Source organism: uncultured Thermomonas sp. (assembly GCF_937872235.1).
Lineage (GTDB): Bacteria > Pseudomonadota > Gammaproteobacteria > Xanthomonadales > Xanthomonadaceae > Thermomonas > Thermomonas beijingensis.
The window spans coordinates 1-4,695 of sequence record NZ_CALMPC010000119.1 but is presented as its reverse complement, the minus strand read 5'-3'; the positions used below and the strand labels follow the sequence as shown (position 1 = coordinate 4,695).

At 59.9% G+C, this 4,695-nt stretch carries 5 protein-coding genes; all 5 read right to left on the bottom strand.

The features are described 5' to 3' along the window. Positions 1-706 (bottom strand): acyltransferase (locus QWB57_RS10375; protein WP_288969446.1); only part of this gene is annotated, 706 nt, incomplete at its 3' end. Then, positions 703-1,716, bottom strand: coding sequence for a glycosyltransferase family 2 protein (locus QWB57_RS10370; RefSeq protein WP_288969445.1), 1,014 nt, complete (start codon positions 1,714-1,716; stop codon positions 703-705). The genes QWB57_RS10370 and QWB57_RS10375, both read right to left, overlap by 4 nt. Further along, a complete protein-coding gene (locus QWB57_RS10365) occupies positions 1,716-3,803 on the bottom strand; it encodes a hypothetical protein (protein ID WP_288969444.1) in 2,088 nt (695 codons plus the stop codon). The genes QWB57_RS10370 and QWB57_RS10365 overlap by 1 nt, the downstream gene beginning before the upstream one ends. A gap of 54 nt (positions 3,804-3,857) precedes the next feature. Further along, the gene (locus QWB57_RS10360; RefSeq protein ID WP_288969443.1) at positions 3,858-4,283 is read right to left on the bottom strand and encodes a hypothetical protein; all 426 of its coding nucleotides are present in this window, start codon (positions 4,281-4,283) and stop codon (positions 3,858-3,860) included. Between the two features lie 125 nt (positions 4,284-4,408). After that, a partial coding sequence (locus QWB57_RS10355; protein WP_288969441.1) for a glycosyltransferase occupies positions 4,409-4,695 on the bottom strand: 287 nt, incomplete at its 5' end.

Sequence of the window (4,695 nt, the reverse complement as noted above, 5' to 3'; positions counted from 1 at the left end):
CCGCAAAAAAACCAGCCAATCGGAACCAGTCCGGATGCAGTGGGATGTATTCCGGACGGGTGATCCCCAATACCACCAGCAGCAACATACAGGCGGTGCCTAGCCAGCGTTGCGTGAGCAACCCAAACACCCCCAATGCGGCGGTCAGCACATACATGCGCATCTCGGCTGGCAAGGTCCAGATCGAGCCATTCACGGCATCGCGCATCTGCCCCTGGAATACACCCGGCAACTGCCAAGCCATATCTGAGCTGAACCGCAAGTTCTTCCACGCATAGGCCGCCACCGCAGGGTCGCGAAAATAATCGCCCATCGGTTGATTGGACAGCAATGGGCCGATGCCGTAAGCACACACCACCAGCACCAATGCGAATGCCGGAACGATCCGCAACAACCGTGCTTTGGTGAATTCCCACAAGTCGCCACGTACCAAATAACTGCCCGAGACCATGTAGCCGCTGATGACAAAAAACATCGCTACCGCCATATCACCGCTGTACATCGGCCAGCCACTACGGACAAACATGTCGCCCAAATCACCGGGCTTGGTCAACGCGAAACTGTGGCCGTAGATCACCGCCAGCGCGGCGAAAATCCGCAACAACAGGAAGTTGTCGCTGCGCCTGGCCAGATGTGCCGCGATACTGGTTTCGCCGTTGGCTGGTTGCAACGCACGCCCATCCGAGTGGCTTGATGGTTTGCTCATGGGTGGCGTCCGTCAGCGACAGACATCGGCATCTCGACGGACGGCACGTTACTGAGCGCGATACGCGGTACGCTGGCGATATCGTGTGACAGAAACGCCAGCAGCAGTTGCAGGCCAATCAACACCGGCATTGCCGCCAACATGATCACGCCCGTGGCCGCGACCTGCCCCGTACTCACCGACAACCACCAATGCCAACCGCCGTACGCTACGCCAAACAGCAGCAGGCCAATTCCCGCCACCAATTCCAGCGATGCGGCAGACACGTCACGCAGAAAGTAATTGTAGAAAAGTCGCTTGGCGAAATTGCGAAGATGCTTGCCTAGAAATTCCGGCCACACCTTGCCGATGCGCAGGTTACTCACTTCATCGGCGTAGCGCGCGTCCATCGGCACATCACGCACGACTGCGCGAAAAGTACCCAGGCGAAACAACATGTCCGACTCGAAAAAATAGCGCTCACTGATCCGATCAAGCGGTAGCATCGCCGCGACTTCCGCGGAAATTGCGGTATATCCGTTGGTGGGATCGAAGATATCCCAATAGCCGGTCGAGAACTTATTCAAAAAGGACAGTGCGGCATTGCCCAGCATCCGTACCATCGGCATGCGGGTGATATAGCGCAAGTCGTAAAACCGGTTGCCCTTGCTGTAATCGGCGGCCCCCGACAGAATCGGTGAAACAAGGCGCGGCAACTGCGCCGGATCCATTTGCCCATCGCCGTCAAGTTTGACGATGATGGTGGCGCCCTGGGCAATCGCGCGACGGTAGCCACTGATGGCCGCGCCGCCCACACCAAGATTGTGGGCATGGAAAATCACATCCACCCGCGGGTCTGTGCAACGTGCCTGCACCACGGTACCGGAGCCTTCCGGACAAGCGTCATCCACCACATACACGCGCGTTACTTCCGGCCCGATACCGGCCAGTACACCCAGGATCTTGTCGGCGACGCGATAGCAAGGAATCACCACTGCGATTGCATGCGCACAATCTTGACCAGCACTCATCAATGGCTCCCAAATTGAAAATGACGGCGTGCTTCGTCACGCACGGTTTCCAACTGCCCCCGACAGATGCGCGCCTGTGAGTCTGCTGCAGCCCAAACCCGCACCGCACCTTCGGCATCAATGACCGCAAATCCACGCTGCTGCAAAGCGGTGCGCAGTGGCAAGGAAGGGGATTGCGTGGTCATTACATGCGAGCTGCCCAATACCGCGAATGTCTGCTGCCAACGCTGACCACTCGCATCCTCATCGGCCCAGGCGGCAGTGTTACCCACACGTGGATCCTGGATTTTCTTGGTGGTTACGGCACGCCCAGCGGCGGTTGCAGCGAACGGAGCGCGCTTGTCGGTCATCAGGATGCAGGCCTGTGGCGAAGCCATCAAAATCCGCCGCAACACCACGCGCTCCGGAGCACGGCTGGCTTCAATGGCGGCGCGTGCTGCAGGGCCTTGGCGCAGCAATAGCGCCCACACATCATCGTGCATGTACCACACCGTGGTCGGCACTAGCGCAAGATTAGCCACCAGCAACGCCGACAGCGCCACAGGAAAGAGCTTTGCCGGCAATGCTCGCGCCAATCCCAACACTCCGATCACCACCAGAATCGCGGTAGCCGGGAACACGTAGCGCAGATACTGGATCTGCAAAAACAATAGCAACCCAGTAGCTGCAAACCATACTGCGATGGCCCGTGATGCCGGTCGCCGCACAACTTCGATCACCAGCGCTGGAAGCAGCGCCAGCAAGGCAATCCCGAACGCACCCGGGTAGTGTTCGCCATAGCGATCGCTATGAAAGGTCATATCCCACAACGATCGCCAAGTCACCCCGGCCATCCAATGCTGGTCGATGAAATTGATCGTTGCAAAATACGGCGACTTGAAGCTTGCGTTGAATAGCGGAAACAGCGGGCTGCCGGTTACCCATGCCGCATAGACATAGCTGGATCCTCCCAACAACACCGTCAGCCCCAACATCGACAGCAACCAGCGCCATTGCCGTTGCTGCACCGCCAACCAAGCCAACCAGCCCAATGCGGGCAACACATACACGCCATTGCTTGCCTTCAAGCCAGCCAATAGCGCCAACAGTGCCGCCGTTGGCAGGAGCGGCGGGAGCGATCTACCCGACACCGCCAACATTGCGGCAAATCGCATCAGGACCGCTGCAGATGCGCCATCCACCTGCATGGTGGTGGTGAAATAGCCGGTCAATGGCAGACTCGCAAACAACGCCGCCGCCGCTAGCGCGACCCGTACCGATGCCCCCATGGCCCGCGCCAGTTGCCAAGCTCCCTGCACGCCCAGCAGTAGCCATAGCAAATCCACCGCCGCCCGCGCTTCAGATCCCGCGAGCATTGCCGCGATCGCATGCAGAATGTTGTTGCCCCAGGGTGCCAACGCCCAGACCTGGCCGGACACATCCAAATGAAAATAGCCATCCCGCAGCAACTGGTAGGGCAGGGTCAGATGGGTGGTGTTGTCGTCATAGCTCACGCTCGGCAACCACAACCCCAGTCCGGCCAGGCAGGTGACCACGACGGTTAATACCAGCCAGCTGCCGGCCTCTTGCTCCAACCCACGCCAGCCTTGCCACATGTCCTTGCAATGCGCCAGCACGGATTGATATCGCACTACACAGATCGCAACGGCAATGCCGCGATAGCCCATGCTGGTGTGGATCGGAAACGGCAGAAGCCAGCCGACCAATGCCACCAGTACCGCCAGTCCGATGACGATCCTGGATGCCGGTTCGGATGCCTGCTTTGCTCCCGGCGACCTTGGGGCAAGTGCTGCCGCACACAGCATCAGCAACAAACAGGCAAGCATCGTGGCGATTCCGGCGTAGGCCACCACGCCCAGCATCCCTGCCAAGGTCAACCATCGCGCTGGATGCCGCCAACCCGCATGGCCTGCCTGCGCATAGGTTACCCCCAGCATAGCGGTAACACTTGCAACGCCCAGCAGCCACCACCAGCTCGCATTGATTTCGGCAAACAAGCGCAGTCGCCAAGCCAACGCAAGCACCAGCAGCACCGCCCCGCTGGTGACCGTTGCGATCAGCGCACGTTGTGCCATGGATTCGCGCATCACAAATCGCTCAGGCCGTGTATCGAAGCATCACGCTTCACTGTGCCCCGCCGCTCAACGACAGGGGTGATGGATGACGACATGGGTCGCAAGCTCCTTTCCGGTGGCAGCATCAAGTAGATGAAATTGCATTCCCTGCGCGACCCAGTTCCCTGTGGTTGCCTCGCCGTTGGCCCCTCCTTGTGCGAACAACTTCCGCACCGAATGGGGATCCTCGCTGATTTCCAGCGTCACCCGAGTGATGGCGGCGTCGGTCACCTGCCAGTGTATTTTCGCCGCGATCTTCGCCAATGGGTCACACCCTGGAATGACATCTGGTTTGACTTGCAATGTGGCCCCAGGCATCGCTGTCGAACCGACGACTGACGGCGCGGCCACCGTGCCAGTAGTCGCTGCCGAATCGGTACGAGCACCGATATCCTTGGCGCGCAGCGGCTGGTAGTCGGCCGGCACCGGCAGATGGTCTTGCGGCAAGCTCACCAGCTTGCTGCAGCCCACAAGCATGTAAAGCGCAACTGCACCCACAACCCCGCGTATACCACGCCCCATGCTCACCCCCCCCAAGCTACCCGTCACGATACTGCCACACCCCTTGCGGTTGCCGCTTATGCTGCTCGTATCGTTCGCCCCGACGCCTTCGCCAGCTGTGCATCCAGTACCCGCCATAGCGCAGCTTGCGAATATTCCGCTTCGATAAAGTCGATGCCCGCGCGCGAGGTGGCACACCAATGCGCGTCATCCTCCAACAGGCGGCAGATATTGTCCGCCAACACGGCTGGGGCATCGGCATGTGGCAGAAACTCCGCGCCAGCCAGCCCCTGCACGCCGACCGAGGTCGTCACCATCGGCAGGCCGTGGCACATGCTTTCCAGTACTTTGCCCTTCATTCCGC

What these genes read in the sequence shown, in the direction of transcription:
- QWB57_RS10370 (WP_288969445.1), bottom strand. Translation starts at nt 1,716, where the DNA reads ATGAGTGCTGGTCAAGATTGTGCGCATGCAATCGCAGTGGTGATTCCT.
- QWB57_RS10365 (WP_288969444.1), bottom strand. Translation starts at nt 3,803, where the DNA reads ATGCGCGAATCCATGGCACAACGTGCGCTGATCGCAACGGTCACCAGC.